This is a genomic window from Pseudomonas sp. Irchel s3h9 (assembly GCF_900187475.1).
Lineage (GTDB): Bacteria > Pseudomonadota > Gammaproteobacteria > Pseudomonadales > Pseudomonadaceae > Aquipseudomonas > Aquipseudomonas neuropathica.
This window is the reverse complement of record NZ_FYDH01000001.1, coordinates 505,052-531,348: the sequence shown is the minus strand read 5'-3', so window position 1 is coordinate 531,348 and position 26,297 is coordinate 505,052. Positions and strand designations below refer to the sequence as shown.

The following is a 26,297-nucleotide window of genomic DNA, read 5'->3' as shown; positions in this document are numbered from 1 at the left end:
ACCTGTAGGAGCTGCCGCAGGCTGCGATCTTTTGATCCTAAAGGCCGGCAGCCTTTAGCCGCGCCGCATGCTCGACAAACAGCCGCACCGGATCCGCGCCCTTGCCGACCAGCCCCAGCGACTGATTGACGATGTCGAAGTGATCCAGCGGATAGTCATCGCCAATCACCGTGCCCAGATGCGAGCTGTAGCGCCCGACCATCCCGTCACACTGCCCCGGCTCACGCACGAAGGTTTTCGCAAACAAGCGACAGCTGCGATTGGTGCCGTCGAACAGATTACCGCCACGATCAGTCTTGCCCGGTTGCAACGTCCCTGACCATGAGTAATAACGCACACCATTGACCTCCTCCGGCCCGTGCCCACCCCAAGTTTCAGGCAAGCCCTGTGGATAACGCTGATTGAACAGCGCAACACCCTCAGTCGTCAGCGATTGGTGCGAGGCATGAATATCCACCGGCAGTTTCGGCCCGTGGTAACCGGTCTCCAGCAGCGCCATCAGCCAGCCGACAAAACGCAGCAATGCTTCAAGCAGACGGCCCTTGGCGCTGTCCGCCGGGTAGTGTTTTTGCAGATAGTCGGCCAGTTCCGAGCCATGATTCGGCCCGGCCACCGACGTCACCGAGGCCACCAGATCCGGCCGTTTCGCCGCCGCATAGCGCGCCGTCAGCGAACCCTGACTGTGGCCGAACAGGTTGACCTTGTGCGCCCCGGTCTCGCGCAAGATCTCGTCAATCCGCGCCAGCAACTGCTCGCCGCGCACCTCCGTCGAATGCAGCGGCGACACCTGTACAGCAATCACCGTCGCCCCACCACGGCGCAGCGCCTTGATGATGCCGTACCAGTACGGATAGAGAACCAGCCGGATAAACCCGAGCATGCCGGGCACCAGCACCAGTGGATAACGCGTCGACATGGGCAAACATCCTTGTGGTCGGTGAGTGGATGCCAAGCGTGCAAAACGCCCGCCAAGCATCCTCCTTGATGATGACAACTCGACGACCAGCCTACTTCAGGCCCACCACCCCCGCCACAATCAGCCCGACTGACAGCAGTTTGACCAGCGTCAGGCTCTCGCCCAACAGGGCGAAACCGAGGAACACCGTGCCGAGTGAGCCAATCGCGGTCCAGATCGGGTAGGCGATGCTCACCGGCAACTCGCGCATTGCCAGTGTCAGGAAGTAGATCCCGCCGACCGCCGCAATCACCGTGATCAACGACGGCCAGAGCCGGGTGAAGCCTTCGGCGTATTTCATGCCCATGGCGAACGTCACTTCAAATCCGGCGGCGATCAGCAGGAACAGCCAGGCCATTTAGAACTCCCGGGCAAGGCTGAGCAAACGCTGCTCGGCCTCGGCCAACGACACCGCGAAGGTGCGTTCGGCGGACTCTTCGCCCTCGGCCGCGACAACGCTGACGTCGTTGATGCCGATGAAACCCAGCGCCGTGCGCAACCATGGATCAGCGTGGTTCAAGGCTTCCAGTTCACCACCCGGGCCGAAACCGAAACCGCCGCGACTGGTGACGATCAGCGCCTTCTTGCCCTGCAACAGCGGGGTGTATTGGGCTACACCGTTGTCCAGTGTGTGGTCGAAGGTCAGGCCCAGGCGCACGATCTGATCGACCCAGGCCTTAAGGCCGCTGGGTACGCTGAAGTTGTACATCGGCGTAGAAATCAACAGCAGGTCGTGATCGAACAACTCGTCGACCAATTGATCACTCAGGGCCAGATCGGCCTGCATCGACAGTGGGCGTGCTTCAGGCTGTGGATAAAACGCGGCGGCGACAAAGGCTTCGTTAACCGCCGGAATCAACGCCCGACCGACCTCCCGGCGAGTCACTTGCGCCTGCGGATGACGCACCTGCCAGGCACTGAGAAAACTTTCCGCCAGACGCCGCGAGTGGGAACGGTCGCCGCGTGGGCTGGCATGAATCGCAAGAATTCTACTCATCTGTAATTCCTCCGGACTAGAATCAAACTGCTTATGGCTTGCAGCTTGAAGCTCGCCACTGCTTCTTCTCAAATGAGCAAAAATCACTCGGGATGAATTGATTTCATCCGTGGAGCTTTCAATGTTTGCCTCGTTGCCTCTCACCGCTCTGCGCGCCTTTGAATCGGCATCACGCCTGCTGAGCTTCAAGGCTGCCGCCGAAGAGCTGTCAGTCACACCCACGGCGATTTCCCACCAGATTCGCTCGCTGGAAGACTGGCTCGGCGTCGCGTTGTTCGAGCGTCTGCCGCGCCAGGTACGTCTGACCGAGGGCGGTGAACGCCTGTTTCGCAGCCTGCACGGCGCATTGCTGGAGGTGGCGCAAAGCGTCGACACCCTGCGCCCGCAACGCAACGCCAGCACGCTGACGCTGTCGACCACCGCCGCGTTTGCTGCGCTGTGGCTGGTGCCGCGCCTCGGGCGCTTTTATGCCCAGCATCCGAACATCAACGTGCGCCTCGATACTCACTGTGAAGTCATCGATCTGCATCAGGACGCCAGCGTCGATCTGGTGTTGCGCTACAGCCTCGACGACTACCCGAACCTTTATGGCCTGTGCCTGTTCGATGAATCATTCGGTGTTTACGGCTCGCCCGAGCAAGTGGCGCTGGCCGCGCGGCGCACACCGACGTTGATCAGCGTGCGCTGGCACAACTCCAAGCTTTACGCCCATGGCTGGGAAGCGTGGTGTGCGAAGGCCGGCGAAAACTGGTTGAACCCGCAGCCGGCCATCCGCGAATACGATGAAGAGCATTACGCCCTGCAAGCGGCGATTGCCGGGCAAGGACTGGTGCTGGCGAGCAATATTCTGGTGTCGGAGAGTGTCGCCAGCGGTTTGCTGGTGCCGTTCATGGGCCAGGTTCAGGTCGATGGCGCCGGGTACAGTGCGTTGTGTGTGCCAGGGCGCGAGCGGCATCCGCCGGTGCGGGCGTTTTTTGCCTGGTTGCGCGAGGAGGCAGTTTTGTCCGGGCTGGCGCCAAGATCGCAGCCTTCGGCAGCTCCTACTGGGGTTGCGTAAACCGATAAAACTTTTTGCAACGCTCACGACTCACAGCTTAGGTAGCGACCGCGTCCGCAGAACGTGGCGACAATCGGATTAGCCTCCAGGAGATCGAAATGAGCGACGACCTGCATCTGTCAGATGTTCAAACCTTGCGCGAACGTGCGCGCCAACACGTCGAGAACGGCGCCGTCACCGAGGGCTACAGCGCCGACCGTGAAGAGGTGCTGCGCTTGCTCAATGAATCGCTGGCCACCGAACTGGTCTGCGTGTTGCGCTACAAGCGCCACTACTTCATGGCCAATGGTGTGAAAGCCCATGTGGCCGCCGAAGAGTTTCTCGAACACGCCACCCAGGAAGCCCAGCACGCTGACCGTCTGGCCGAGCGCATTGTGCAATTGGGTGGCGAGCCCGAGTTCAACCCCGACATGCTGTCGAAGATGTCCCACGCGCAATACGTGGCCGGCAACACCCTCAAAGAGATGGTCTACGAAGACCTCGTTGCCGAGCGGATCGCCATCGACAGCTATCGCGAAATCATCCAGTACATCGGCGAAAAAGACCCGACTACGCGGCGTATCTTCGAAGATATCCTGGCGCAGGAAGAAGAGCATGCCGATGACATGGCTGACATCCTGAACGACCTGTAACCCTTCAAAACCTCCTTCGCGAGCAGGCTCGCTCCCACATTGGAATGCATTTCAAATGTGGGAGCGAGCCTGCTCGCGAAGGGGCCCTTTTGGGCACCGACTATTTAGTGGGTTTGACGGTAACCGGCGCCTTGCCCGCCTTCATCTGCTCCAACAACGGCGCACACTGATTCGGCTCACCGCCACTCGGTGCCACCAGCGCCAACAGCCCCGCCGCCGGCGCAGCTATCACACCCAGCGCAACCATCCCCGCCCCGCGCAACATCAGCGGCACGGCCTTCACGCCGGCATCCGGCTTGATGAATTTGCCGCGTACATACAGCGGCGAACGCAAGGAAATCAACCGCCAGCCCTTGGATTCCGGGGTCACCGTCAGGTCGAGTTGCTCGGTGGCCATGTTCGCCGTGCCGTCGATATAGATGATCGCGTTCTCGGTATCGAAGACAAACAGCTGCGTGGTCGCCAGACCGGTCTTGATGTCGAAGTCTGCCGCTGCGCAGTTGATCTTCACTTCCTTGTCGCCAAAGATCTTGCCGACCACATAGTTGCCGACGTTGAGCCCGGCCAGTTCCATCAGCTCACGGCTGATCGCGCCGTCGTTGATCACCATCTTCAATTTGCCGTTGGCGCCGCCCAGTAGCTTGGCCACCGAGTTGCCGCGACCAGTGATATCGGCGTCGCCGTTGAGTTCACCGAAACTGGTCTTCATTGGCTCGAACGTCGGGAACAGTTCCTTGAGCTTGAACCGGCGCGCGGTCAGTTTGGCCCGGCCTTCCAGCGGTTCGGTGCGACCGTTGAGGCGGATCTGTGCATCGAGATTACCGCCAGCGACGCCGAAGCGCAGTGGCTCCAGGCTGAGTTCACCGTCATTGAGTTTCAGGTGGGTATAGAGGTCGTTGAACGGCAGTTTCTCGCTGTGGACGATGCGCTTGCCGGTGAACTCGACGTCGGCATCCATCGCGCGCCAGCGATCAGTCTTGAACTCTTCCACCGGCAGCACTTTATCGGCTGGCTGTTTGCTTTCGCCGCCGCGCGCCTTCTGCTTGTCATTGGAGTCAGCGCCGATCAGCGGTGCGAGGTCAGCGAACAACAGTTGATTGGAAAGCAATGAGCCGCTGAGTTTCGGCCGTGGCTGGCTGGCGACGTAGGTAAGGTCGCCATGGATGTCGCTGCTGCCGATCTTGCCGTTGAACTGCTCGTAGGTAAATTTCGCCCCGGCCTCATCGTGCAGTTTGGCGATCAAGTGACCGTCAGTGGAATACGGTGGGGTGTCCGGCAGGGTCACGCCAGTCAGCGGATAAAGATTGCCGAGGCTCGCGCCGGCCAGTTTCAAGCGCAGATCGAGGGCGCCGAGGTTGAGCGGATCAGTCAGCGTGCCGGCCAGGTCGATGCGAGTGTCGCCGATCTTCGCTTGGGCCTGCAGCGGGAATGGCTTGCGCGCATCCTGCAAGGCGAGCAGCCCGCCGATCTTGCCTTGGCCGGAGAGGTTCTGACCGTGGTATTGGCCTTTGACCTTCAAGGCAAATGCATAATCCTGCGGCGCACCGCCCTTGTCCTGCGCAGTCTTCGCCGCTTTGGCTCCGACGATGTCGCTGTAGGGGATGGGTTTGCCCAGCGGATCGATCAGCACATCAAGATTGGTTTTGAGCGTTTGATCGTCGAGGGTGACATGGCCCTTGTCAAAACCGATGGCGCCGATGTCGACCACCCAGCTCGAGGGTTCAGCGTTCGGATCTTTCGGGTCAAACTTGAACGTCCAGTTGGCGCGGCCATCGGCCAGACGCTGCAACTCGGCATTGGGTTCGCTCAGGTCGATGCGCGGAATCACCACGCGTTGCGCCAGCAATGCCAGCGGCGAGATACGCAGCTCAACGCGTTTGAGCGTGACCATCTGCTGCTTTTTCGACCAGTCCGGGTTGCCCAGGCTCAAATCCTCAGCGACCACGTGCGGCCACGGCACCCAGGCGCGCCAGCCACCCTCGTCCGGCTCGCGCTGCCAGATCACCGCGAGGTTGCCATTAATAGCAAACGGTCGGTGCAGTTCTTCCGAGACTTTGGCGTTGAGCGGCGGTTTGATCCGGTTCCAGTCGAAGAACACGATGATCAACACCAGCACGGCCAGTAACAGCACGAGGATGGCGAAGGTCCAGCTGAAGATTTTTCCAGTGCGCGTCATGCACAAAGCTCCTGATCACGACCGCACGCAAAGACTGCGGCGTACGGCTGAAACGGCGGGCCAAAGCGGCCCTCATGAAGTCTACGACTGGCAAACCAGCCGCAGGTTTAATCGAAAGGCCGATTGGCGCGTAAAAAGTCGCGCGAAATCTGACCAATCAGTCGAACAGTGTTACCGCGACCCGCACGTTTGCGAGGCGCGAGTGAGTCGGAAATACCCACCTCGGTGCAAAACCGTCGCCCGGAAAGCCGCGATCTAGAGCCTCCCGGCAGAACAATCAATTCTGTTGATTATTACCATTGCGTTTATGAACTTTTATATCGACTTATCGAGAGTAGCATTGCCCTCGTACCCACTTTATCGCCCTCCCAAGGAGCAACCCATCATGAAACGCCAATTACTGCTCAGCCTTACCCTGTCGATGCTAGCCAGCACTGCTTTCGCCCTGCCCGCTGCCGATCAGGCTACCCCGCAAGTGAAATCCAGCCACTCGGTATTCAGCCAGACCGTAGCAGCTGATGGTTCGGACCGTACCCCACAAGGCCAGACCCTGGCTGAAGGCGGCCGTGATCGCCTGGAAGAGAAAGGCCTGGTTCAGGACGGCTACGACAAGACCCCACAAGGCCAGACCCTGGCTTCCGACGGCAGCGACCGCACTCCACAAGGCCAAACTCTGGCTTCCGACGGCAGCGACCGCACCCCACAAGGCCAGACTCTGGCTTCCGACGGCAGCGACCGCACCCCACAAGGCCAGACTCTGGCTTCCGACGGTAGCGACCGCACCCCACAAGGTCAGACCCTGGCTGACGACGGTTTCGATAAAACCCCACTGGGTCAAGCACTCGCCGAAGGTGGTGGTGACCGTGTGATCGAACGCAACAGTGCCTTGAGCTAAGCCCATGGCGGCCTCGAAAAAAAGCCCAATCACCGGATTGGGCTTTTGACTTTTCTGGCCGGTGAAATCTTCTGCTCCATGTCCTCTCGTTCGACGCCGACAAAGCCGATTTGCTAGAGTGCGGCGCTTGTCCTGCCAAAGAACACACCCTGCGATGCTGCCCCGCGCCGAACAGAAACAACAGACCCGCAACGCCTTGATGGACGCTGCCCGCCACCTCATGGAAAGCGGCCGAGGATTCGGCAGCCTGAGCCTGCGCGAAGTGACCAAAACCGCCGGGATTGTGCCCACCGGTTTCTACCGGCATTTTGCCGATATGGATGAGCTCGGCCTGGTGCTGGTCAGTGAAGTCGGCCAGACCTTCCGCGAAACCATCCGTCTGGTGCGCCACAACGAATTCGTCATGGGCGGCATCATCGATGCCTCGGTGCGGATCTTCCTCGACGTGGTCAGCGCCAATCGCTCGCAATTCCTGTTTCTCGCCCGTGAACAGTACGGCGGTTCGCTGCCGGTGCGTCAGGCAATCGGCCGGTTGCGCGAGAACATCAGCTCCGACCTGGCGGCCGACCTGACGATGATGCCCAAGCTTCAGCACCTGGACGCCGCCGGTTTGAGCGTGATGGCTGACCTGATCGTCAAATCGGTCTTCGCTACCCTCCCCGACATCATCGATCCGCCGGCCGAAGCCCTGCCGGAGCATCTGACGCCGCAGGCGAAGATCACCCAGCAACTGCGCTTTATCTTTATTGGGCTCAAGCACTGGCAAGGGCTGGGCAGTACCGAATAACTCCCCTCTTCCCGCCACACCACAAATCCCCTGTAGGAGTGAGCCTGCTCGCGATAGCGGTCTACCAGTCAAATAGTTGCTGACTGACACACTGCTATCGCGAGCAGGCTCACTCCTACAAAGGTGCGCCGCGTCAGCCTCCATTTGGTGCATAAAAAAATCTTCACGCACCAAAACCTTCCATATTCCCGCAACATCTTGAAACATCCACTACGCTCCGACAGGGATTTCCTACATCTCGTCCGATTGGCAAGGCCCTTGCTCTAGCCTGAGTATTGTCCATAGTTGGAAGCTTTCCGATGCTGGTGATTCACCGCAGAATCGACCCTCAACCCGTCTGGGCCGCCGAGTTGCACCTGACCTTCGAAGCGCGGAGCAAAAGCCGTTTGCGCTGTTTCAGTGCCGAGGGCGAAGACGTCGGGTTGTTTTTGGAGCGCGGTCAGCCGCCGCTATATGACGGCGAATGCCTACAAGCTGAAGACGGCCGCATCGTCCGCGTCTGCGCCCGCCCCGAGCAATTGCTGCACGTCACCTGCGCCAACGCCTTCGAACTGACCCGCGCCGCCTATCACCTGGGTAACCGCCACGTCGCCCTGCAAGTCGGCGATGGCTGGCTGCGTCTGCTCGACGATTACGTGCTCAAGGCGATGCTCGAACAGCTTGGTGCGCAGGTAGAAGCAATCGAAGCGCCATTCCAGCCCGAGCACGGCGCTTATGGCGGCGGCCATCACCATTCTCGACACGGCGACGAAGACTTCAACTACGCGCCGAAACTCCATCAGTTCGGCGTACGCCTGTGAATCCGGCCTGGGCGCTGCTGCGCCTGGCCAGTCCGCAATTGCCGATTGGCGGCTACAGCTACTCGCAAGGCCTGGAAATGGCCGTGGATAACGGCCGCGTGAACAACCCGGACAGTGCCCGGCGCTGGATCAGCGATCAGTTACTGCTCAACCTCGCCCGGTTCGAGGCGCCACTGCTGCTCGCCCATTGCCAGGCAGCCGCCGATGAACAATGGGCGGAGTTGCTGGGCCTCTGCGAAAGCCATCGGGCCAGCCGCGAGACACGCGAGTTGCATCTGGAGAGCCGGCAGATGGGCTATTCGTTACAGCAACTGCTCAATGGTTTGCCGGAACTCGACACGCACGCCCGCGACTTTCTCGATCAATGCCCCGAACCGCATCTGGCCCTGTGCTGGGCGCTGGCCGCGCGCGCCTGGGGCATCAGCCCGCAAGACGCCCTCGCCGCGTGGCTGTGGAGCTGGCTGGAAAACCAGCTCGCCGTCCTGATGAAAACCCTGCCGCTGGGCCAGCAAGCCGCCCAGCGCCTGACCAGCGAACTGCTGCCACTGCTGCAACAAGCGCAGCAGGACGCGAGCCGAATCAATCCCGACCACATGGGCAGCGCCGCGTTCGGCCTGTCCCTGGCGTGCATGGCCCACGAGCGCCAGTACAGCCGCCTCTTCCGCTCTTAGGAGAAACAACCATGAACACACAACCCCTGCGCGTCGGCATCGGCGGCCCGGTCGGTTCCGGTAAAACCGCGTTGACCCTGGCTCTGTGCCTGGCCCTGCGCGAGCGCTACAACCTCGCCGTGGTCACCAACGATATCTACACCCGCGAAGACGCCGATTTTCTCGTGCGCAACGAAGCCCTCGCACCGGAGCGGATCATCGGCGTGGAAACCGGTGGCTGTCCGCACACCGCGATCCGCGAAGACGCCTCGATCAACCTGGAAGCGGTGGATCAACTGAACCGGCGCTTTCCGGGACTGGATCTGATTCTGGTGGAATCCGGCGGCGACAACCTGTCGGCGACCTTCAGCCCGGAACTGTCCGACCTGACCATCTACGTGATCGACGTCTCAGCGGGCGACAAATTGCCGCGCAAGGGCGGGCCGGGGATCTGCAAATCCGATCTGCTGGTGATCAACAAGATCGATCTGGCGCCACTGGTGGGCGCCTCGCTGGAGATGATGGACAGCGACACAAAACGCATGCGCAACGGCAAGCCGTTCGTCTTCAGCAACCAGAAAACCGGTCAGGGCCTTGAGCAAATCATCGCCTTCATCGAACGCCAGGGCCTGCTGACTGCAGCCTGATTCACTTATCAACAAGGAAGCTTATTCATGACACTCAAACGCATTCTTGGCGCTGTGGCGCTGCTGCTGACTCCGGCATTAGCCTTCGCTCACCCGGGGCATGGCGACAGCGGTCTGGTCGCCGGCATCAGTCACCCGATTGGCGGCCTCGACCATTTGCTGGCGATGCTAGCTGTCGGTTTGTGGGCCGCGCAGCAGCAGGGCGCCGCGCGCTGGGCGCTGCCGTGCACGTTTGTCGGCACCATGCTGATCGGCGGCATGCTCGGTTTTGAAGGGCTGGAATTGCCAGCGCTGGAAAGCGGGATTGCCGCGTCGGTGCTGGCGCTGGGTCTGGCAGTGGCCCTGGCGGTGCGGCCGCCGTTGGTCATGGCAGTAGCGGCGACGGCGCTGTTTGCGTTGTTCCATGGCGTGGCGCATGGTTTGGAACTGCCGGACATGAGCAGTCCTTGGGCGTATGCGGCGGGTTTTGTGGCCGCGACGGCTGCACTGCATGCGGCGGGTTATGGCGTGGTGCGTTTCCTGCCTCAGGCTGCGGCACCGTTGGTGCGCCTTGCAGGTGCTGCCTCAGCAATAACAGGCGCCTGGCTGCTGGCAGGCTAATCTCCATCGCCTGTACCGGCCTCATCGCTGGCAAGCCAGCTCCCACAAGGATATTTGGTGTTCACACAATTGTGGACTTACCCAATCACCTGTGGGAGCTGGCTTGCCAGCGATGACGGCCGATCAGACACCAAGACTCTAACGGCCGCCGCTCTGCTACCATGTCGCGCAATCGCCCCAGCCGTGACGACGTCCGCCCATGCCCCACGCTTCTTGCTCCACCTCCCTGCCCGAATTGACCGCCCTGTTCGGCGCTGTGCAGCAGCATTTCGTCAACGTGATCGTGCCGCTCTGGCAAGGCCCGGGCTGGAACGCCGACATGGCGTTGCCCTACGAGGCGCTGGACGCCGCGCATCAGCCGCTGCCACCGCAGCGCTATCGGGCGATGGCCTGTGCACGGCAGCTGTATCTGTTTTCCAGTCTGATCGGGGTTGTGGATAACGCTGAAGTGCGTGCAGCGGCACTGTTCCGCTCCTTGCAACGGCACTTTCATGATGCCGAGCATGGCGGCTGGTTCTACAGCATCGACGCCCAAGGCAAACCGCTGGACCAGCGCAAGGATCTCTACACCCACGCCTTTATCCTGTTTGCCTGCGCGCATTACTGGGCAAAATTCGGCGATCCGCTGGTCGAGTCGACGTTGAATGCGGCGCTGGAAATCATCGGCCGGCGCTTCGCCACCGGCGATGGCCTGTACGAAGCCTGCCTGGAACGCGACTGGATCACCCTGCAAACCGGTCCACTGCAAAACCCGTTGATGCACCTGGCCGAAGCATTCCTCGCCACCCTTGCCGTGCGCGAAGATGCCCAGACGCAGAAAGCGTTACTGGAGTTATGCACAGCCATGCACAAGCAGTTCGTCGATCCGCAATATGGCGTGTTGATGGAAAAACCGCTCGGGGCTGTGGATAACTGGTATGAGCCGGGGCATCAGTTCGAATGGTATTTCCTGCTCGAATCGTCGCCGTTATTGCGTGGTTCGAAACTGCATGCGGCGCTTGACCGGGCGTTTGCCTTCACCGAGCAATACGGTGTGGTGCAGCCATCCGGCGCAGTACGGGCGATGCTCGATCTGGAAACGGACGGACGCCCGCGAGACTCGACCCAGCGGATCTGGGCGCAGGCGGAATATCTGCGCGCACTGACCTTGCGTCAGGGCAGTGAAGCGGTGGTGCTGCGCCAGTTACAGGCGTTGCAGCAGCGGTTTCTGCATGCCGGTGGCTGGCATGAGTGCCGGGATGAGTTGGGCGAGGTGAGCCGTAAGGACATGCCTTCAACTACGCCGTATCACTTGGCGACTTGCTATAGCGGCCTGGCTGAATATCTGCGCTGACGGATAAATGGCTATCGCGAGCAGGCTCACTCCTACAGAGGAACGCATTCCAAATGTAGGAGCGAGCCTGTTCGCGAATGGCCGTTATAAGGTCGCTATGCGATCCACTTCTTGTCACCGGTAAAGCTGATGGTCAACCAGCGCGCCGCATCCGGCTTGCCCAGCTTCGCCGAGATCTCTTCGCGCAACGCATCCAGCTGTCCGACATTGCTCAGCGCATAATCCGCCGGCAACACCACATGAATCTCGATAAACCGCGCCCGCCCGTGCTTCTGCACGTACGACACGTAATCGTCGAAACCATGCTCGATTTTCGCCGCGTCCATCACCTGTCGCACCTGATCATCCAGCGTGTCCGGCGCGATCCCCAGCACATCGCGTAAGGCCGGGCCAAGGATCTTGAACGCCGGCGGCAACATGGTCAGGGCCAGCACGATCAGGATCAGCGGGTCGACATACACCGCCCACTGCCCATAGCCTTGGGACTTGAGCAGCAGCGCCGCGAGGAAACTGATCAAAAGGCCCACGGACAGCATCGCGTCCACCAACCAACTGATGTTGTCGAACTGGATCAGACTGGATTTGAGCTTGCGATTACGGTGCCGAACGTAGAAGAAGTAGGCGAACTCGACAACGGTAAACACCGCGGCATAAATGATCACCAGTCCTAACTCGATGTCGCGGCCACCGTTGATGATGCCGAACACGCCGTTGAGAAACGCGTAGATCGCGATCAGCATCAGGAAACTGCCTTCGATCAGCAGCACCATCGGCTCCAGATGCCAGAAACCGAACTGGAAACGGTGGTTGCTTTGCTTGGCGATCAGCTTGGCAGTGATCAGCATCAGGACTTTGATGAAGGTTGCGATCAGCGAGAAAAAACCATCAAACAGGATGGATTGGGAACCTGAAACAAAACCGGTGACGATCCCGGCAATCGCCACAGCCAACATCAGAATGGTCGATTGTTTGAGCAGTGCCTGCTCACCTCGGTTACTCACTTTGACTCCTCGAAAAACCTTGAAAACCGCGGGGTGCGGTTGGGTTGTTGCGAGGGGAGTTTACCTTATCGGGATTTATTGCCTGTGCTGGCCTCATCGCTGGCAAGCCAGCTCCCACAAGTACCGAGTCGCTCACAAGATTCGTGTGCACCGATAACCCTGTGGGAGCTGGCTTGCCAGCGATTGGCCGTGACGCGGTGTCAGGCCTTGTTACGCTCAATGGCAAAACCCGCCCAGGTCTGGCTCACCGGCATCAATTCCAGACTGTTGATGTTGATGTGCGCCGGCGCGTTCATCACCCAGAAAATCGTCTCGGCAATGTCCTGCGGCTGGATCGGCTCGGCACCAGCGTAGGTCGCGTTGTAACGCTCCTGATCGCCGGCAAAACGCACCAGCGAGAACTCGCTCTCGCACAGCCCCGGCTCAATGTTACTGACCCGCACGCCCGTGCCTTGCAAGTCGCAACGCAGGTTCAGCGAGAACTGTTTAACGAACGCCTTGGTCGCGCCATACACGTGGCTGCCCGGATACGGATAGTTGCCAGCAATGGAGCCAAGGTTGACGATGCCGGCGCCACGGCCATGGGCGATCAGGCGCGGCAGCAGCAAGCGGGTGGCGTACATCAGGCCTTTGACGTTGGTGTCGACCATGGTGTCCCAATCGTCGAGATCGCACTTCGGCGCCGGATCCACGCCCAGCGCCAGACCTGCGTTGTTGATCAACCCGCGAAGCTTTGCGAACGACGGCGGTAGATTGGCAATCGCCTCCTCCATGGCCTTGCGGTCACGCACATCAAGCACCAGACCGTGCACTTCGGTCTGTTTCGACAATTCGGCGCACAACGCATTGAGGCGTTCTTCACGACGGCCGGTCAGCACCAGTTTCCAGCCAGCCTCGGCAAAACGGCGGGCACAGGCTTCACCAAATCCGGAAGTCGCGCCGGTGATAAACAGGGTGTTGGACATCGTGTTCTCCTTGCTTCGGCCGCCGGGGCAGCCCTTGGAATAGAAAATCAGCAGGCAGCATGCCCGCCCGCGCATTCACGGGCAACACCCACAAGCTGTACAAAAAACAACCAGACATGCCAACGCCATAGCGACCGTGGCCTGTAGCCATGTGCACGCATGTTATCCACAGTCCCTTCCACAGTTTCCGGGGGCAACTGGAAACGCGCAAAGCCGCGCCACACAAGGCTTTGCGGGCGAAATAGAAAGTTTTTTGCTTGACCCTGAAGTGGCGGATGTGCGGGAGATGGCATTTTGCACGAACGGACGTTTAGCACAGTGATTGCGCGAGGCCAGTAATTACGGCGCTCAGCGCGGTCTTTCCAGAGTTTAATCACAGACTTATCCACAGCCTTGTTCACCTGGAACCGGCCGATTGGCAATGTCTAGAAAAAGATTGACAACGACGTCTTCAGCCCTCTCAAAAACGCCTGATCAAAAAACAACCACACACTTGCAAGCCACGGTTTACAAGGCGTCCAGCCAGATACACCCACGTTATTCACAGCCAGCTCCACAGTAACCGGGGACAAGTCAAAACTGTGGAAAAACAGCCATTTGCAGCGTCTATATGTCGCGCTTTGGCAGCTTGGGGAATTTGTTTTCCACAATTCCACGCAACACTTGAAATCACTGATCAATTCCCTGTAGGAGCTGCCGAAGGCTGCGATCTCCTGATCTTTAAAGACAACATCAAAAGATCGCAGCCTTCGGCAGCTCCTACACAGGCGTGCGGTATGTTTGAGGAATGAAAAAGCCCCGGGACTTGCGTCGCCGGGGCTGTGCATAACGTCGAGGAATCAGTGCCCGCCCAGATAGGCGTTACGCACTTCCTCATTCACCAGCAACTCTTTACCCGTGCCCGTCAGGCGAATCTCGCCGTTGACCATCACATATGCGCGGTCCGAAAGCTTCAGCGCATGGTTGGCGTTCTGCTCAACCAGGAAAATGGTCATGCCGGTTTTCGCCAATTCCCGCAGGGTCGCGAAAATCTGCTTCACCACAATCGGCGCCAGGCCCAGGCTCGGCTCATCGAGCAGCAACAACTTTGGTCGGCTCATCAAGGCACGGGCAATGGCGAGCATTTGCTGTTCACCACCAGACATGGTCATCGCCCGTTGGTTACGTCGCTCTTCCAGCCGTGGAAACAGCGTAAACATACGCTGCATGTCCTCTTTGGCGTACTTGTCGCCAATCGGGATGGTGCCCATCAGCAGGTTTTCCTCGACGGTCATGTCGGGGAACACTCGCCGCCCTTCCGGCGATTGCGCGATGCCGTTGGAGGCGATGTAGTGCGAGGACTTGTGGGTAATGTCGACGCCTTGATAAAGGATCTGCCCGCCTGCCGCCCGTGGCTGGCCGAAGATCGACATCAGCAACGTCGATTTGCCGGCACCGTTGGAGCCGATCAGGCTGACGGTTTCCCCTTCGTTGATCTGCAGCGAAACACCTTTGAGGGCCTGGATCGGGCCATAGAAGACGTCGAGGTCTTTGAGTTCGAGGATCGGTTGCGTCATACCAGCTCCTCTTCGTCGGCGCCCAAATAGGCTGCGATCACCTTCGGGTCGTTGCGGATCGCTTCAGGCCCGCCTTCGGCGATGACGATGCCGTGGTCCAGCACCACGATGTGGTCGGAAATGCTCATAACCATGCCCATGTCGTGTTCGATCAGCACCACGGTCAGATCGTGCTCGTCGCGCAGCAGCCGGATCATCGCGCTGAGCGCTTCGGTTTCCTGAGGGTTGAGGCCGGCGGCCGGTTCGTCGAGGCAGATGATCTGCGGCCGCGTGCACATGGCCCGGGCAATTTCCAGACGACGCTGTTGGCCGTAGGAAAGCTCACCGGCGAGCCGGTTGGCGCAGTCCACCAGATCGACCACTTCCAGCCAATAGAACGCGCAATCCAGCGCGTCACTTTCGGCCTTGCGGTAGCCCTTGGTGTTGAGGATGCCGGCCAGCATGTTGCGGTTGACCCACATGTGCTGGGCCACCAGCAGGTTTTCCAGTACCGACATTTCCTTGAACAGGCGAATGTTCTGGAACGTCCGCGCCAGGCCTGCCCGGTTCACCAAGTGCGTACCGCCGAACATTTTGTAGTACATGCGGCTGAGGAAAGATTTCGGCGAAACGAAGTCGGTCGGTTTGAACGACTCGCCGAGCAACTGGATGACGTTGGTCTGCTGGCCGCGCACGTTGAGTTCGATCTTGCCACCCGAGGCCTTGTAGAACCCGGTCAGGCAGTTGAACACAGTGGTCTTGCCAGCACCGTTGGGGCCGATCAGGGCGAAGATCGAGTTGCGTTTGACCTTCAGGCTGACATCGCTCAAGGCCTTGATGCCACCGAAATGCATCATCAGTTTTTCAACAGAGAGTACGACTTCACTCATGGCGCAGTCCTCTCATAGTGAATGGCACCTTTGCGTGGAGTGACCCCGGTCCGGCTGATGCGGATCAGCCCGCGTGGTCGCCAGATCATCATCAACACCATCAGGATGCCGAACAGCAGCACGCGGTATTCAGCGAAGCCGCGCAGCAATTCCGGAGCAACCGTCAGCACGAACGCGGCGATCACCACACCGATGGTCGAGCCCATACCGCCGAGCACGACGATGGCGAGGATCAGCGCCGATTCGAAGAAGGTGAACGAGGTCGGGTTGACGAAGCCTTGATAGGTCGCGAAGAACACACCGGCAAGACCGGCGGTCGATGCACCGATGGTGAACGCCGAGAGCTTGACCAACACGTGGTTGAGGCCCATCGAGCGGCAGGCGATTTCATCTTCACGCAAGGCTTCCCAGGCGCGACCGACCGGCATTTTCACCAGACGATGCTTGATGTACAACACGGCCAACACCACGAGGAACAGCACCGCGTAGATGAAGTAGTACTTCACATCCGGGTTGTAGGCGATGCCGAAGAACTCGTGAAACGGCACCCCGCCATCCTTCGCCCGCTTACCGAACTCCAGACCGAAGAACGTCGGCAATGGCGCCGGCATGCCGTTCGGGCCGCCGGTCAGTGACAACCAGTTGTTGAGGACCAGGCGAATGATTTCACCGAAGCCCAGGGTCACGATTGCCAGGTAGTCGCCGTGCAGGCGCAGCACCGGGAAACCGAGGATGCAGCCGGCCAGCCCGGCCGTGATCGCCGCCAATGGCAACACCGTCCAGAAGCCCAGGCCGAGGTACTGATAACCGAGCGCCAGACCGTAGGCGCCGATGGCGTAGAACGCCACGTAACCGAGGTCGAGCAGACCGGCCAGACCGACCACGATGTTCAGCCCCAGCCCCAGCAGCACGTAGATCAAGCCGAGGATGACCACGCCGAGCAGATAGGAGTTGGAGACAAACGGCACGATGACGGCCAGCACAATCAGCAGCGGGATGATCCAGCGCAGCGAGGATTTGTGATCGGCAGGCAGCACGTGCACCCCAGAGCCAGTACTCTCGAATCCGTCGAGAATTTTCAGGCCCTTGGGCGTTTGCAGGAACAGGCTGAGGGCAAAGCGGCCGATCATGACAATGCCGATGATCCAGGCCACCCGGGTCGGTTCGAGGTTGAAGCTGTAACCCTCGAGCACGACGCCGACAATCGGACCGAAAACGATCAGGGCAATCAGGCCGGCAAGAATCGCCTCAACCAGGCTTTTTTTGATATCGATGGATTTTTGAGTGGTTGAAGACATCGCTTACACCTTCGACACAAGAGGACGGCCCAACAGGCCCTGCGGCCGGAAGACCAGAACAAGTACGAGCAGCGAGAAGCTGAACACGTCTTTGTAGTCGGAGTTGACCAGGCCGGAGAACAGCGACTCGGAGATGCCGAGGATGATCCCGCCGAGCATTGCCCCAGGCAGTGAACCGATCCCGCCAAGCACCGCAGCGGTGAACGCCTTGATGCCGATAATGAAGCCGGCATAGAAGTCGAAAGTGCCGTAGTTCATGGTGATCAGTACGCCGGCCAGCGCCGCCATGGCTGCACCGATGATGAACACATAGGAAATGACCCGATCGGTATTGATGCCGAGGATCGAAGCCATCTTGCGATCTTGCTGGGTCGCACGGCACATGCGTCCGAGCTTGGTGTACTTGATGACGTAGGTCAGCAGGCCCATGCCGACGAATGCGGCCACCAGAATGAAGACTTTGGTGTAGGTGAGTTGCACGAAGCCGGTACCGATTTCAACACGCCACGCACCGCTCAGCAGGGTAGGTACGCCCTGTTGTTTGGCGCCCTGGGCGATCTGTGCATAGTTTTGCAGGATCAGCGAGATACCGATGGCGCTGATCAACGGTGCCAGGCGGGTGGAGTTGCGCAGGGGTTTGTAAGCGACACGCTCGATGACCCAGCCATACACCGCCGTGACGACGATGGTGAAGATCAGCGTGCCGAGCATCAGCAGTGGGAAAGATTCGATACCGAAGTACGCCAGCAGAGCCAGACTGATTGCCGCCAGGTAAGCAGAAATCATGTAAACCTCGCCGTGGGCGAAGTTGATCATGCCGATGATGCCGTAGACCATTGTGTAGCCGATGGCGATCAGGCCATAGACCGACCCGAGGGTCAGGCCGTTGACCAGTTGCTGCAGGAAAATACCATCCATAACGCAATCTCACGCAGTGAGAACCTGCACACCTGTGGAGTGCGGTTCTTCTAGGAAAAATACAGATTTACGTCGGAGCAATGTCAGAGCGCGAACGGTTCGATCACCACAGGACCTTGTGGGAGCTGGCTTGCCAGCGATAGCGGTAGAACATTCAACACAGTTGTCGACTGTCAGGCCGTCATCGCGGGCAAGCCCGCTCCCACAGGGCTTTGCGGAGTTCAAAGGGTCGCGTCAGCCCTTACTTCTGTTTTTCCAGCTGGTGATATTTGCCGTCCTTGTCCCACTGGTAAACCACGTAGTCGGAGACTTTCAGGTCGCCCTTGGAGTCCCAGGTTTTTTCACCCATCACGGTTTTCACCGGATTTTTCTTCAGCCAGGCCGCAGCCTCTTCGCCCTTGTTGGACTTGGCGCCGTTGAACGCGGCAGCCAGGGTTTGCACCGAAGCGTAGGCGTACAGGGTGTAGCCTTCAGGCTCGGTACCGGCCTTGCGGAAAGCGTCCACTACGGTCTTGCTCTCTGGCAACAGACGCGGGTCGGCGCCGAAGGTCATCAGCACGCCATCGGTGAATTGCGGGCCACCGGCGGTGGTCACCAGCTCGTCAGTCACGATGCCGTCATCGGACATGAACTTGACGTCTTTCAGGCCTTGTTCACGCAGTTGGCGAACCAGCGGGCCGGCTTCCGGGTGCAGACCGCCGAAGTAGACGACGTCGGCGCCAGCGCCACGGATCTTGGTAACGATAGTGCTGAAGTCTTTTTCGCCACGGGTCAGGCCTTCGTACAACACAGGCGTCACGCCGCGCTTGACCAGTTGGGCTTTGGTGGCATCCGCCAGGCCTTGGCCGTAGGTGTCTTTGTCGTGCAGTACGACGACTTTCTTGCCCTTGAGCACGTCGACGATGTAGTCGCCGGCCACAATGCCTTGCTGGTCGTCACGCCCGCACATACGGAACATGGCGCTGAGGCCACGCTCGGTGACTTGTGGGTTGGTCGAGCCCGGGGTGATCGCGATGATCCCGGCTTCGTCGTAGATTTCCGACGCTGGAATGGTCGAAGAGGAGCAGAAATGACCGACCACGCCGGCGACTTTCTGGTTGGTGAGGTCCTTGGCGACCGTCACGGCCTGCTTCGGTTCGCAGGCGTCATCGCCTTTGACCAGTACGATTTTCTCCCCGTTGACGCCGCCTGCCGCGTTGACTGCGTCAGCCGCTGCCTGTGCACCCTTCATGTACTGCTCGCCAAATGCCGCGTTGGCGCCCGTCATTGGACCCGCTACACCGATTTTCACATCAGCTTGAGCAAACGCAGAAACACCCAACGCAGTAGCCACTGCGAGGGCCAGAAAGCCTTTCTTGTAAAACGTCTGGGACATGAGGTGGTGCTCCAAGGTTTTTTTTAGTTGGCACTGCGACTTCACTTCACTGATTGCTCTGAGCAAGGGCCGTGCCATCGGTTTTTTATTCTTCAAAAAGTCGCTGCTTTCTTGTTATTTCGACTGTTTCGTTCCCATTTTCATTGGGCGTGCAACCGTCTAAACCGCGGAAGGTGAAACCATTTATTTTTTCAGGCGCAACCCGCACGCGCCATCATTGCAACCGCGGCGCCAAACGACGTGCAACCAGCCTGTAACAACCCGCGTCACCGAACTGCACACTGCTGGTGCGGGACTGCTACAACCCGCACCATTACAGGCTAGTCGCTACGTGAAAAAGCGCCGCGTCCGGCAACATATTTCAACACTCAAATCACAATGCGCAGGCACTGGCCCGCGTGATACAGCGAGAACCCGGCCTCGTACAGGCAACTGCGCAAGCCCACACCGGTCAGGGGCTGCATCGGTGCGAAGGGAATCGGCAGCGCTTGAGGATTTCCGTTACACAGGTAATCAGCGAAAGCCTTGCCGACCACGGTGCCGGTGGTGACGCCACGGCCGTTGTAACCGGTGACGGCCACCAGCCCCGGCGCCGGCTCGAACAGGCGCATGAGGTGATCTGGCGTAAAAGCTATACGCCCGGTCCAGGTGCATTCCCACTCGACCGGTTTCAGATTGGGGAAATAATGCTGCTGCACGCGATCGGCCCAGGCCTTGAGAAACCAGGTCGGTTTTTGATTGCCGTTGCCCAGGCTGCCGAGCAACAACCGCCCTTCTTTGTCACGGCGGATGCTGCTCAGCACCTGCCGCGTATCCCATGAACCCTGCCCGCCCGGGAGAATTTCCTGCGCGGCGTCCTCGGTCAGCGGCACCGAAGCGACCTGATAGTAGTAACCGGGGAAGAAGTTGCGCTTGAGTTCGGTCCAGTCGCCCTCGGTGTAGGCGTTGGAGGCGATGACCACTTGCTCGGCCAGCACTGAACCGTGTTCGGTCTGCACCGACCACTTCGCGCCCTGACGCTCAAGGCGAGTGACCGGCGAATGATCAAACATTTGCCCGCCGAGACCGCTCACCGCGTTGGCCAGCCCGGTGACATAAGCCATCGGGTTGAGCGTGCCGGCGCGGCGATCGAGCAAAGCCGCGGCAATCTTTTGCGTGCCGGTGGCTTGCTCGCAGGCCTTGCCGGTCAGCAGTTCAACCGGTGCGCCGCGACGTTTCCATTGTTGCTCGCGGCTGCGCAAATCCGCCTCGCCCTTGGCGTTGTGCGCCATGTGCAACGTGCCTTCGCGGCGCAACTGGCAATCGATGTTGTACTTGTCCACAAGGCTGAACACCAGCGCCGGTGCGCCCCCGAGCATGCGATTGAGCTGGCTGCCCACCGCTTCGCCGAAACCGGCTTCGATCTCGTCCGGCGGGATCCACATGCCGGCGTTGACCAGTCCGACGTTACGCCCGGAACCACCGTGCCCCGCGCGATGAGCCTCCAGCACGCAGACGCTTTTGCCTTTTTCCAACAGATGCAGCGCCGCCGACAACCCGGTGAACCCGGCGCCGATCACGCAGACATCGACTTTGACTTCGCCTTTGAGCGCGGTTTTATCCGGCCTTTGTGGCGTGAGCTTTTCCCACAGACATTCTTCGCGTAACGGCATTGCCAGACTCCAACAGAAACCTGCCAAACACAGTGCTGATCCTGTGGGAGCGAGCCTGCTCGCGAAAGGGGCGTATCAGCCAACATCAATGTCGACTGACCCACCGTATTCGCGAGCAGGCTCGCTCCCACAAGGAGGGATCTCCACCTGTCAGTCGAATGTGATGCCCTGCGCCAGCGGCAACTCCAGCGAGTAGTTCACGGTGTTGGTCTGCCGGCGCATATAGGCGCGCCACGCGTCCGAGCCGGACTCACGCCCGCCACCGGTCTCTTTCTCGCCACCAAACGCGCCGCCAATTTCGGCACCGCTCGGGCCGATGTTGACGTTGGCGATGCCGCAGTCGCTACCGACTGCCGACATGAACTGCTCGGCCTCGCGCACATCGGTGGTGAAGATGCACGACGACAAACCTTGTGGCACCGCGTTGTTCAGGCGCAGCGCTTCCTGGAAATCGCTGTAGCCGACTACATAAAGAATCGGTGCGAAGGTCTCACTGCAAACCACATCACTTTGCTCGGGCATTTCAACGATCGCCGGCGAAACGTAGTAGGCGTTGGGGAATTGATCCTCAAGCTGACGCTTGCCGCCGAACACACGACCGCCCTCGCTCAACGCCTGCTCCAGCGCGTCCTGCATGTTTTCGAAGCTGTGCTTGTCGATCAGCGGGCCGACCAGATTGCCTTCCAGCGGATTGCCGATGCGCACTTTCGAGTACGCAGCTTTGAGGCGAGTAACGATTTCTTCTTTCACAGATTCGTGGGCAATCAGTCGACGCAGGGTGGTGCAACGCTGCCCGGCAGTACCGACGGCGCTGAACAGAATCGCCCGTACCGCCATGTCCAGATCGGCGCTCGGGCCGAGGATCATCGCGTTGTTACCGCCCAGTTCCAGAATGCTGCGGGCGAAACGCGCGGCGACTTTCGGCGCGACTTCACGGCCCATGCGCGTGCTGCCGGTGGCGCTGATCAGTGCGACACGCGGGTCATCGACCAGCGCTTCGCCGGCATCGCGACCACCGATGATCACTTGGCAAAGGTTCGCTGGCGCATCGGTAAAATTCTTCACCACGCGGTCGAACAATGCCTGGCAGGCCAGTGCGGTCAGCGGGGTTTTCTCCGATGGTTTCCACACCACCGGGTTGCCGCAAACCAGTGCCAGCGTGGTGTTCCATGCCCACACCGCAACCGGGAAGTTGAACGCGCTGATCACCCCGACCACGCCCAGCGGATGCCAGGTTTCACGCATATGGTGGCCCGGACGCTCGGAGGCAATGGTCAAACCGTACAGCTGGCGGGACAGGCCGACGGCAAAATCGCAGATGTCGATCATCTCCTGCACTTCACCCAAGCCTTCCTGAGTGATCTTGCCCGCCTCCCAGGAAACCAGTTCGCCGAGATCAGCCTTGTATTCGCGCAGTACTTCACCGAATTGACGCACCAGCTCGCCACGACGCGGAGCCGGCACCTTGCGCCACTGCTCGAACGCATGATCTGCGCGACTGATGTGCTGCTCGACTTCGGCCGGGCCTTCCCAGTTCACGGCGGCAATGCGGCTGCCGTCGATCGGCGAATGCACCGGCACTTTGCCGTTCTGATAAAGGGCCGGGTTCACACCAAGACGATCAAGCAATGCGGCAACCATGGGTCACTCCTCAAGCAAAAAACTGAATGTGTGCGGACGCTTTTTCGCGACCGGGCAGGCCTTTAGTTGTAGCGTCACAATGGCAAGGCAACAAACGACCTTTACGCGAGATATCATTCCGTTTATTCATGCTGCGCTAGAAAGACAAGAAAAGGATCGGCCATGCTGAACAAACGCCACTTGCCCTCGATCACCGCCCTGCAGTGTTTCGAGGCCGTGACCCGGCACCTCAGTTTCACTCGCGCCGCTGAGGAACTGAATCTGACCCAGAGTGCGGTGAGCAAACAGGTCGCGCAGCTTGAAGAGCTGTTGCAGCATTTATTGTTTCGCCGCGTGCGTCGACGTTTGCAGATGACCCCGGCAGGGGATTTGTACTTGGTTGAAGTACGAAAAATCCTCACACAAGTGGAGATGTCGACGCATTACCTGCGTTCCTACGGCGGCGAGACCGAAGTCCTGCGCGTCTCGACGCCCTCGACCTTCGGCGCGCGCTGGCTGGTGCCGCGCCTGAAAGGCTGGCGGCTACGCCATCCGTCGATTCATCTGGACTTGTGCAACGAGCAGGAAGCGGATGATCTGCTGCAAGGGCGCAGCGATCTGGCGTTCTACTTCGGCCAAGGTTCACGGCCCGGCACTGAATGCCTGAAGTTGTTCGGCGAAGAGTTGGTGCCGGTGTGCGCGCCGGGTAGCCTGCCTGATAAGCCGTTTACTGATCCGACGCAACTCACCGATCTGGTCCTGTTGCAAAATGCCTCGCGCCCGCAGGCCTGGCACGACTGGTTCGACAGTCAGGGTTACCAGACCGAACACAGCTATCACGGGCCGCGTTTCGAAACCTTTTATATGTGCATCCGTGCCGCGCAGGTTGGCTGCGGTGTGGCGTTGTTGCCGCGATTTCTGGTGGAAGAGGAATTAGCCGACGGCAAACTGGTCATTCCTTTTGAGCATGCCATGCCCAGCACCGATGCCTATTACCTGGCATACCCGGAGCATGCGGCAGAAGTGCCGAAGGTACGGGATTTCGTGAAATGGATGCTGGAGCAGATCGATAGCCCGAATGACTGATCCGATTGAAAAATGTGGGAGCGAGCCTGCTCGCGAAGAGGCCGGCACATTCAATACCCATTTCGACTGAAATGACGCCTTCGCGAGCAGGCTCGCTCCCACAAGGGTTCTGCGGTGATCTAAAAAATTGCTGGCAATCTTCGTCCCTGATATGCGCCACTAGCGCCATCGAATGAGACCGCGCACAGGCGCGGCGCACCTGGAGACCCCGTTATGAGCGAGAGCGTGTTTGCCGATCGCATCGTGCAGAACCTGCTCGACACCGACTTCTACAAGCTGACGATGATGCAGGCGGTGCTGCACAACTATCCCAACGTCGAAGTCGAATGGGAGTTTCGTTGCCGTAATAGCGAAGATCTGCGCCCGTATCTGGCCGAGATCCGTTTTCAGATCGAGCGTCTGGCCGAACTGAGCCTGAGCGCCGATCAACTGAGCTTTCTCGAGCGCATCAGTTTCCTCAAGCCGGACTTCCTGCGCTTTCTCGGGCTGTTCCGCTTTAACCTGCGGTATCTGCACACCGGCATCGAAAACGGCGAGCTGTTCATCCGTCTGCGCGGGCCGTGGCTGCATGTGATTCTCTACGAAGTGCCGCTGCTGGCGATCGTCAGCGAAGTGCGCAACCGCTATCGCTACCGCGAAACAGTGCTGGAACAAGCGCGCGAACAGCTCTATCGCAAGTTCGACTGGCTGACCGCCAACGCCTCGGCCGACGAGTTGTCGCAACTGCAGGTCGCCGATTTCGGCACCCGCCGCCGCTTTTCGTATGGCGTGCAGGCTGAAGTGGTGAATGTACTCAAACACGACTTCCCCGGGCGTTTCGTCGGCACCAGCAACGTACACCTGTCCCGCGAGCTGGACATGAAACCGCTGGGCACCATGGCCCACGAGTGGATAATGGCGCACCAGCAACTCGGTCCACGGCTGATCGACAGCCAGATCGCCGCGCTTGATTGCTGGGTTCGCGAATACCGTGGCCTGCTCGGGATCGCGCTCACCGATTGCATCACCACCGATGCGTTCCTCGGCGACTTCGACCTGTTCTTCGCCAAGCTGTTTGACGGCCTGCGCCATGACTCCGGCGATCCTGTGGCGTGGGGCGAAAAATGCATCGCGCACTATCACAAACTCGGCATCGATCCGATGAGCAAGACCCTGGTGTTCTCCGACAGCCTGACCCTGCCCAAGTCGCTGGAGATCTTCCGTGCGCTGCACGGGCGGATCAACGTCAGCTTCGGCATCGGTACCAACCTCACCTGTGACATTCCGGGTGTCGAACCGATGAGCATCGTGCTTAAAATGACCGCCTGCAACGGCCAACCGGTGGCAAAGATCTCCGACGAGCCAGGCAAGACCCACTGTAAAGACCCGAATTTTGTCGCCTATTTGCGGCACGTTTTCCAGGTTCCTGCCGATTCCAGTCTATCTAGCAAGGAGTGAATTCATGCAAGCCGTACAGCGTGAGATTGCTGAACAGCTCAAGGTGCAACCGCCGTTCGCCGACCACAAGGCCCTGCAGGCCGAAGTCGCCCGGCGCATCACCTTTATTCAGGATTGCCTGGTCAATTCCGGGCTCAAGACGCTGGTGCTGGGCATCAGTGGCGGCGTCGATTCGTTGACCGCCGGCCTGCTGGCCCAGCGGGCGATGCGCGAGTTGCGTGACCAGACCGGCGACAACAGCTACAAATTCATCGCCGTGCGTCTGCCTTACGAAACCCAGTTTGACGAACACGACGCCCAGGCCTCGGTGGATTTCATCGCGCCGGACGAGCGCCATACCGTAAATATCGGCCCGGCGGTGAAGTCGCTGGCCAGTGAAGTGGCGGCGTTTGAAGGCAAGCACGCGGTGTCGGTGGATTTCGTACTGGGCAACACCAAGGCGCGGATGCGCATGGTTGCTCAGTACACCATCGCCGGCGCGGCGCACGGTCTGGTGATCGGTACCGATCATGCGGCGGAAGCGGTGATGGGTTTCTTCACCAAGTTCGGTGACGGTGCCTGTGATCTGGCACCGCTCAGTGGTCTGGTGAAAAATCAGGTTCGTGCGATTGCGCGCAGCTTTGGTGCGCCGGAGTCGCTGGTCGAGAAAGTGCCCACGGCGGACCTTGAGGATTTGTCGCCGGGCAAACCTGATGAGGCTTCGCATGGCGTGACGTATGCCGAGATCGATGCGTTCCTGCACGGCGAACCGGTGCGTCAGGAAGCGTTCGACATCATCGTTGCGACCTACAACAAGACCCATCACAAGCGCGTGATGCCGTTTGCGCCGTAAGCGCTGATGGAATGAAAAAGCCCGCTGAGGAGTGATCCTCAGCGGGCTTTTCTTTGGCCCAGACATCAGTTGATGCAGATGGCCCCTTCGCGAGTAGGCTCGCTCCCACATTGACGGCGCAAACCTGTGGGAGCGAGCCTGCTGGCGAAGAACGATAAC

The 26,297-nt window shown here is 59.7% G+C and carries 25 protein-coding genes; 12 read left to right on the top strand and 13 right to left on the bottom strand.

All coding sequences use genetic code 11. The features are described 5' to 3' along the window. Positions 1-37: 37 nt before the first annotated feature. From CKW26_RS02265 to CKW26_RS02255, 3 genes are all read right to left on the bottom strand, one after another. Positions 38-916: a triacylglycerol lipase gene (locus tag CKW26_RS02265; protein ID WP_095047324.1), complete on the bottom strand. Its 879-nt coding sequence runs from the start codon at positions 914-916 to the stop codon at positions 38-40. Positions 917-1,007: 91 nt separating this feature from the next. Then, positions 1,008-1,313 carry a multidrug efflux SMR transporter gene (locus tag CKW26_RS02260; RefSeq protein ID WP_016985399.1) on the bottom strand — a complete coding sequence of 102 codons (306 nt, stop codon included), beginning with the start codon at positions 1,311-1,313 and terminating at the stop codon, positions 1,008-1,010. Then, positions 1,314-1,952, bottom strand: coding sequence for an FMN-dependent NADH-azoreductase (locus CKW26_RS02255; RefSeq protein ID WP_095047323.1), 639 nt, complete (start codon positions 1,950-1,952; stop codon positions 1,314-1,316). 109 nt (positions 1,953-2,061) lie between these two features. Here CKW26_RS02255 and CKW26_RS02250 point away from each other — a divergent pair, with 109 nt between their 5' ends. Further along, the gene (locus CKW26_RS02250) at positions 2,062-3,009 is read left to right on the top strand and encodes a LysR substrate-binding domain-containing protein (protein ID WP_176471321.1); all 948 of its coding nucleotides are present in this window, start codon (positions 2,062-2,064) and stop codon (positions 3,007-3,009) included. A gap of 98 nt (positions 3,010-3,107) precedes the next feature. Next, positions 3,108-3,641 (top strand): bacterioferritin, encoded by a 534-nt coding sequence (locus CKW26_RS02245; RefSeq protein ID WP_093430205.1) that lies wholly within the window; start codon positions 3,108-3,110, stop codon positions 3,639-3,641. 100 nt (positions 3,642-3,741) lie between these two features. On the opposite strand, the gene CKW26_RS02240 is transcribed toward CKW26_RS02245, so the two are convergent. Next, positions 3,742-5,817 (bottom strand): AsmA family protein, encoded by a 2,076-nt coding sequence (locus tag CKW26_RS02240; protein ID WP_095047321.1) that lies wholly within the window; start codon positions 5,815-5,817, stop codon positions 3,742-3,744. Between the two features lie 385 nt (positions 5,818-6,202). Between CKW26_RS02240 and CKW26_RS02235 the strand changes: the two genes are divergently transcribed. From CKW26_RS02235 to CKW26_RS02205, 7 genes are all read left to right on the top strand, one after another. Then, positions 6,203-6,712, top strand: coding sequence for a hypothetical protein (locus tag CKW26_RS02235; protein WP_095047320.1), 510 nt, complete (start codon positions 6,203-6,205; stop codon positions 6,710-6,712). Between the two features lie 154 nt (positions 6,713-6,866). Then, entirely contained in the window at positions 6,867-7,499 is a 633-nt protein-coding gene (locus CKW26_RS02230) for a TetR family transcriptional regulator (protein WP_007915913.1), read from the top strand. 299 nt (positions 7,500-7,798) lie between these two features. Further along, positions 7,799-8,299: an urease accessory protein UreE gene (gene ureE / locus CKW26_RS02225; RefSeq protein ID WP_008087160.1), complete on the top strand. Its 501-nt coding sequence runs from the start codon at positions 7,799-7,801 to the stop codon at positions 8,297-8,299. Then, positions 8,296-8,970 (top strand): urease accessory protein UreF, encoded by a 675-nt coding sequence (locus CKW26_RS02220; protein ID WP_095047319.1) that lies wholly within the window; start codon positions 8,296-8,298, stop codon positions 8,968-8,970. The genes ureE and CKW26_RS02220 overlap by 4 nt, the downstream gene beginning before the upstream one ends. A gap of 11 nt (positions 8,971-8,981) precedes the next feature. After that, entirely contained in the window at positions 8,982-9,596 is a 615-nt protein-coding gene (gene ureG / locus CKW26_RS02215; RefSeq protein WP_007915910.1) for an urease accessory protein UreG, read from the top strand. A 27-nt stretch (positions 9,597-9,623) separates the two neighbouring features. Next, positions 9,624-10,196 carry a HupE/UreJ family protein gene (locus CKW26_RS02210; protein ID WP_095047318.1) on the top strand — a complete coding sequence of 191 codons (573 nt, stop codon included), beginning with the start codon at positions 9,624-9,626 and terminating at the stop codon, positions 10,194-10,196. A gap of 199 nt (positions 10,197-10,395) precedes the next feature. Further along, entirely contained in the window at positions 10,396-11,529 is a 1,134-nt protein-coding gene (locus CKW26_RS02205) for an AGE family epimerase/isomerase (RefSeq protein ID WP_095047317.1), read from the top strand. A 95-nt stretch (positions 11,530-11,624) separates the two neighbouring features. On the opposite strand, the gene CKW26_RS02200 is transcribed toward CKW26_RS02205, so the two are convergent. From CKW26_RS02200 to CKW26_RS02155, 9 genes are all read right to left on the bottom strand, one after another. Further along, the gene (locus CKW26_RS02200) at positions 11,625-12,530 is read right to left on the bottom strand and encodes a cation diffusion facilitator family transporter (RefSeq protein ID WP_095047316.1); all 906 of its coding nucleotides are present in this window, start codon (positions 12,528-12,530) and stop codon (positions 11,625-11,627) included. A gap of 200 nt (positions 12,531-12,730) precedes the next feature. Continuing rightward, a complete protein-coding gene (locus CKW26_RS02195; RefSeq protein ID WP_007915905.1) occupies positions 12,731-13,495 on the bottom strand; it encodes an SDR family oxidoreductase in 765 nt (254 codons plus the stop codon). Positions 13,496-14,334: 839 nt separating this feature from the next. After that, complete coding sequence (locus CKW26_RS02185; protein WP_007915900.1) at positions 14,335-15,051, bottom strand: ABC transporter ATP-binding protein; 717 nt, start codon at positions 15,049-15,051, stop codon at positions 14,335-14,337. Then, positions 15,048-15,920 (bottom strand): ABC transporter ATP-binding protein, encoded by an 873-nt coding sequence (locus tag CKW26_RS02180; RefSeq protein ID WP_016985385.1) that lies wholly within the window; start codon positions 15,918-15,920, stop codon positions 15,048-15,050. The genes CKW26_RS02185 and CKW26_RS02180 overlap by 4 nt, the downstream gene beginning before the upstream one ends. Continuing rightward, positions 15,917-17,218 carry a high-affinity branched-chain amino acid ABC transporter permease LivM gene (gene livM, locus CKW26_RS02175; RefSeq protein WP_095047315.1) on the bottom strand — a complete coding sequence of 434 codons (1,302 nt, stop codon included), beginning with the start codon at positions 17,216-17,218 and terminating at the stop codon, positions 15,917-15,919. The genes CKW26_RS02180 and livM overlap by 4 nt, the downstream gene beginning before the upstream one ends. Positions 17,219-17,221: 3 nt before the next feature. Then, positions 17,222-18,136: a branched-chain amino acid ABC transporter permease LivH gene (locus CKW26_RS02170; RefSeq protein ID WP_095047314.1), complete on the bottom strand. Its 915-nt coding sequence runs from the start codon at positions 18,134-18,136 to the stop codon at positions 17,222-17,224. A 241-nt stretch (positions 18,137-18,377) separates the two neighbouring features. After that, complete coding sequence (locus CKW26_RS02165; protein WP_038360427.1) at positions 18,378-19,511, bottom strand: ABC transporter substrate-binding protein; 1,134 nt, start codon at positions 19,509-19,511, stop codon at positions 18,378-18,380. Between the two features lie 368 nt (positions 19,512-19,879). After that, positions 19,880-21,163 (bottom strand): FAD-binding oxidoreductase, encoded by a 1,284-nt coding sequence (locus CKW26_RS02160; RefSeq protein ID WP_095047313.1) that lies wholly within the window; start codon positions 21,161-21,163, stop codon positions 19,880-19,882. A gap of 150 nt (positions 21,164-21,313) precedes the next feature. After that, positions 21,314-22,804 (bottom strand): aldehyde dehydrogenase family protein, encoded by a 1,491-nt coding sequence (locus CKW26_RS02155; protein WP_007915887.1) that lies wholly within the window; start codon positions 22,802-22,804, stop codon positions 21,314-21,316. A 162-nt stretch (positions 22,805-22,966) separates the two neighbouring features. Here CKW26_RS02155 and CKW26_RS02150 point away from each other — a divergent pair, with 162 nt between their 5' ends. From CKW26_RS02150 to nadE, 3 genes are all read left to right on the top strand, one after another. Further along, the gene (locus CKW26_RS02150; RefSeq protein ID WP_095047312.1) at positions 22,967-23,869 is read left to right on the top strand and encodes a LysR family transcriptional regulator; all 903 of its coding nucleotides are present in this window, start codon (positions 22,967-22,969) and stop codon (positions 23,867-23,869) included. Between the two features lie 213 nt (positions 23,870-24,082). Continuing rightward, on the top strand, positions 24,083-25,306 hold the full coding sequence (gene pncB / locus CKW26_RS02145) for a nicotinate phosphoribosyltransferase (protein WP_093430192.1): 1,224 nt from the start codon (positions 24,083-24,085) through the stop codon (positions 25,304-25,306). A gap of 4 nt (positions 25,307-25,310) precedes the next feature. After that, positions 25,311-26,138 (top strand): ammonia-dependent NAD(+) synthetase, encoded by an 828-nt coding sequence (gene nadE / locus CKW26_RS02140; RefSeq protein WP_093430191.1) that lies wholly within the window; start codon positions 25,311-25,313, stop codon positions 26,136-26,138. The last annotated feature ends 159 nt before the right edge of the window (positions 26,139-26,297 follow it).

What these genes read in the sequence shown, in the direction of transcription:
- pncB (WP_093430192.1), top strand. Translation starts at nt 24,083, where the DNA reads ATGAGCGAGAGCGTGTTTGCCGATCGCATCGTGCAGAACCTGCTCGAC.
- CKW26_RS02210 (WP_095047318.1), top strand. Translation starts at nt 9,624, where the DNA reads ATGACACTCAAACGCATTCTTGGCGCTGTGGCGCTGCTGCTGACTCCG.
- CKW26_RS02260 (WP_016985399.1), bottom strand. Translation starts at nt 1,313, where the DNA reads ATGGCCTGGCTGTTCCTGCTGATCGCCGCCGGATTTGAAGTGACGTTC.
- CKW26_RS02180 (WP_016985385.1), bottom strand. Translation starts at nt 15,920, where the DNA reads ATGAGTGAAGTCGTACTCTCTGTTGAAAAACTGATGATGCATTTCGGT.
- livM (WP_095047315.1), bottom strand. Translation starts at nt 17,218, where the DNA reads ATGTCTTCAACCACTCAAAAATCCATCGATATCAAAAAAAGCCTGGTT.
- CKW26_RS02240 (WP_095047321.1), bottom strand. Translation starts at nt 5,817, where the DNA reads ATGACGCGCACTGGAAAAATCTTCAGCTGGACCTTCGCCATCCTCGTG.
- CKW26_RS02150 (WP_095047312.1), top strand. Translation starts at nt 22,967, where the DNA reads ATGCTGAACAAACGCCACTTGCCCTCGATCACCGCCCTGCAGTGTTTC.
- ureE (WP_008087160.1), top strand. Translation starts at nt 7,799, where the DNA reads ATGCTGGTGATTCACCGCAGAATCGACCCTCAACCCGTCTGGGCCGCC.
- CKW26_RS02245 (WP_093430205.1), top strand. Translation starts at nt 3,108, where the DNA reads ATGAGCGACGACCTGCATCTGTCAGATGTTCAAACCTTGCGCGAACGT.
- CKW26_RS02205 (WP_095047317.1), top strand. Translation starts at nt 10,396, where the DNA reads ATGCCCCACGCTTCTTGCTCCACCTCCCTGCCCGAATTGACCGCCCTG.
- CKW26_RS02195 (WP_007915905.1), bottom strand. Translation starts at nt 13,495, where the DNA reads ATGTCCAACACCCTGTTTATCACCGGCGCGACTTCCGGATTTGGTGAA.
- ureG (WP_007915910.1), top strand. Translation starts at nt 8,982, where the DNA reads ATGAACACACAACCCCTGCGCGTCGGCATCGGCGGCCCGGTCGGTTCC.
- CKW26_RS02155 (WP_007915887.1), bottom strand. Translation starts at nt 22,804, where the DNA reads ATGGTTGCCGCATTGCTTGATCGTCTTGGTGTGAACCCGGCCCTTTAT.
- CKW26_RS02235 (WP_095047320.1), top strand. Translation starts at nt 6,203, where the DNA reads ATGAAACGCCAATTACTGCTCAGCCTTACCCTGTCGATGCTAGCCAGC.
- CKW26_RS02185 (WP_007915900.1), bottom strand. Translation starts at nt 15,051, where the DNA reads ATGACGCAACCGATCCTCGAACTCAAAGACCTCGACGTCTTCTATGGC.
- CKW26_RS02165 (WP_038360427.1), bottom strand. Translation starts at nt 19,511, where the DNA reads ATGTCCCAGACGTTTTACAAGAAAGGCTTTCTGGCCCTCGCAGTGGCT.
- CKW26_RS02160 (WP_095047313.1), bottom strand. Translation starts at nt 21,163, where the DNA reads ATGCCGTTACGCGAAGAATGTCTGTGGGAAAAGCTCACGCCACAAAGG.
- CKW26_RS02265 (WP_095047324.1), bottom strand. Translation starts at nt 916, where the DNA reads ATGTCGACGCGTTATCCACTGGTGCTGGTGCCCGGCATGCTCGGGTTT.
- CKW26_RS02170 (WP_095047314.1), bottom strand. Translation starts at nt 18,136, where the DNA reads ATGGATGGTATTTTCCTGCAGCAACTGGTCAACGGCCTGACCCTCGGG.
- CKW26_RS02230 (WP_007915913.1), top strand. Translation starts at nt 6,867, where the DNA reads ATGCTGCCCCGCGCCGAACAGAAACAACAGACCCGCAACGCCTTGATG.
- CKW26_RS02255 (WP_095047323.1), bottom strand. Translation starts at nt 1,952, where the DNA reads ATGAGTAGAATTCTTGCGATTCATGCCAGCCCACGCGGCGACCGTTCC.
- nadE (WP_093430191.1), top strand. Translation starts at nt 25,311, where the DNA reads ATGCAAGCCGTACAGCGTGAGATTGCTGAACAGCTCAAGGTGCAACCG.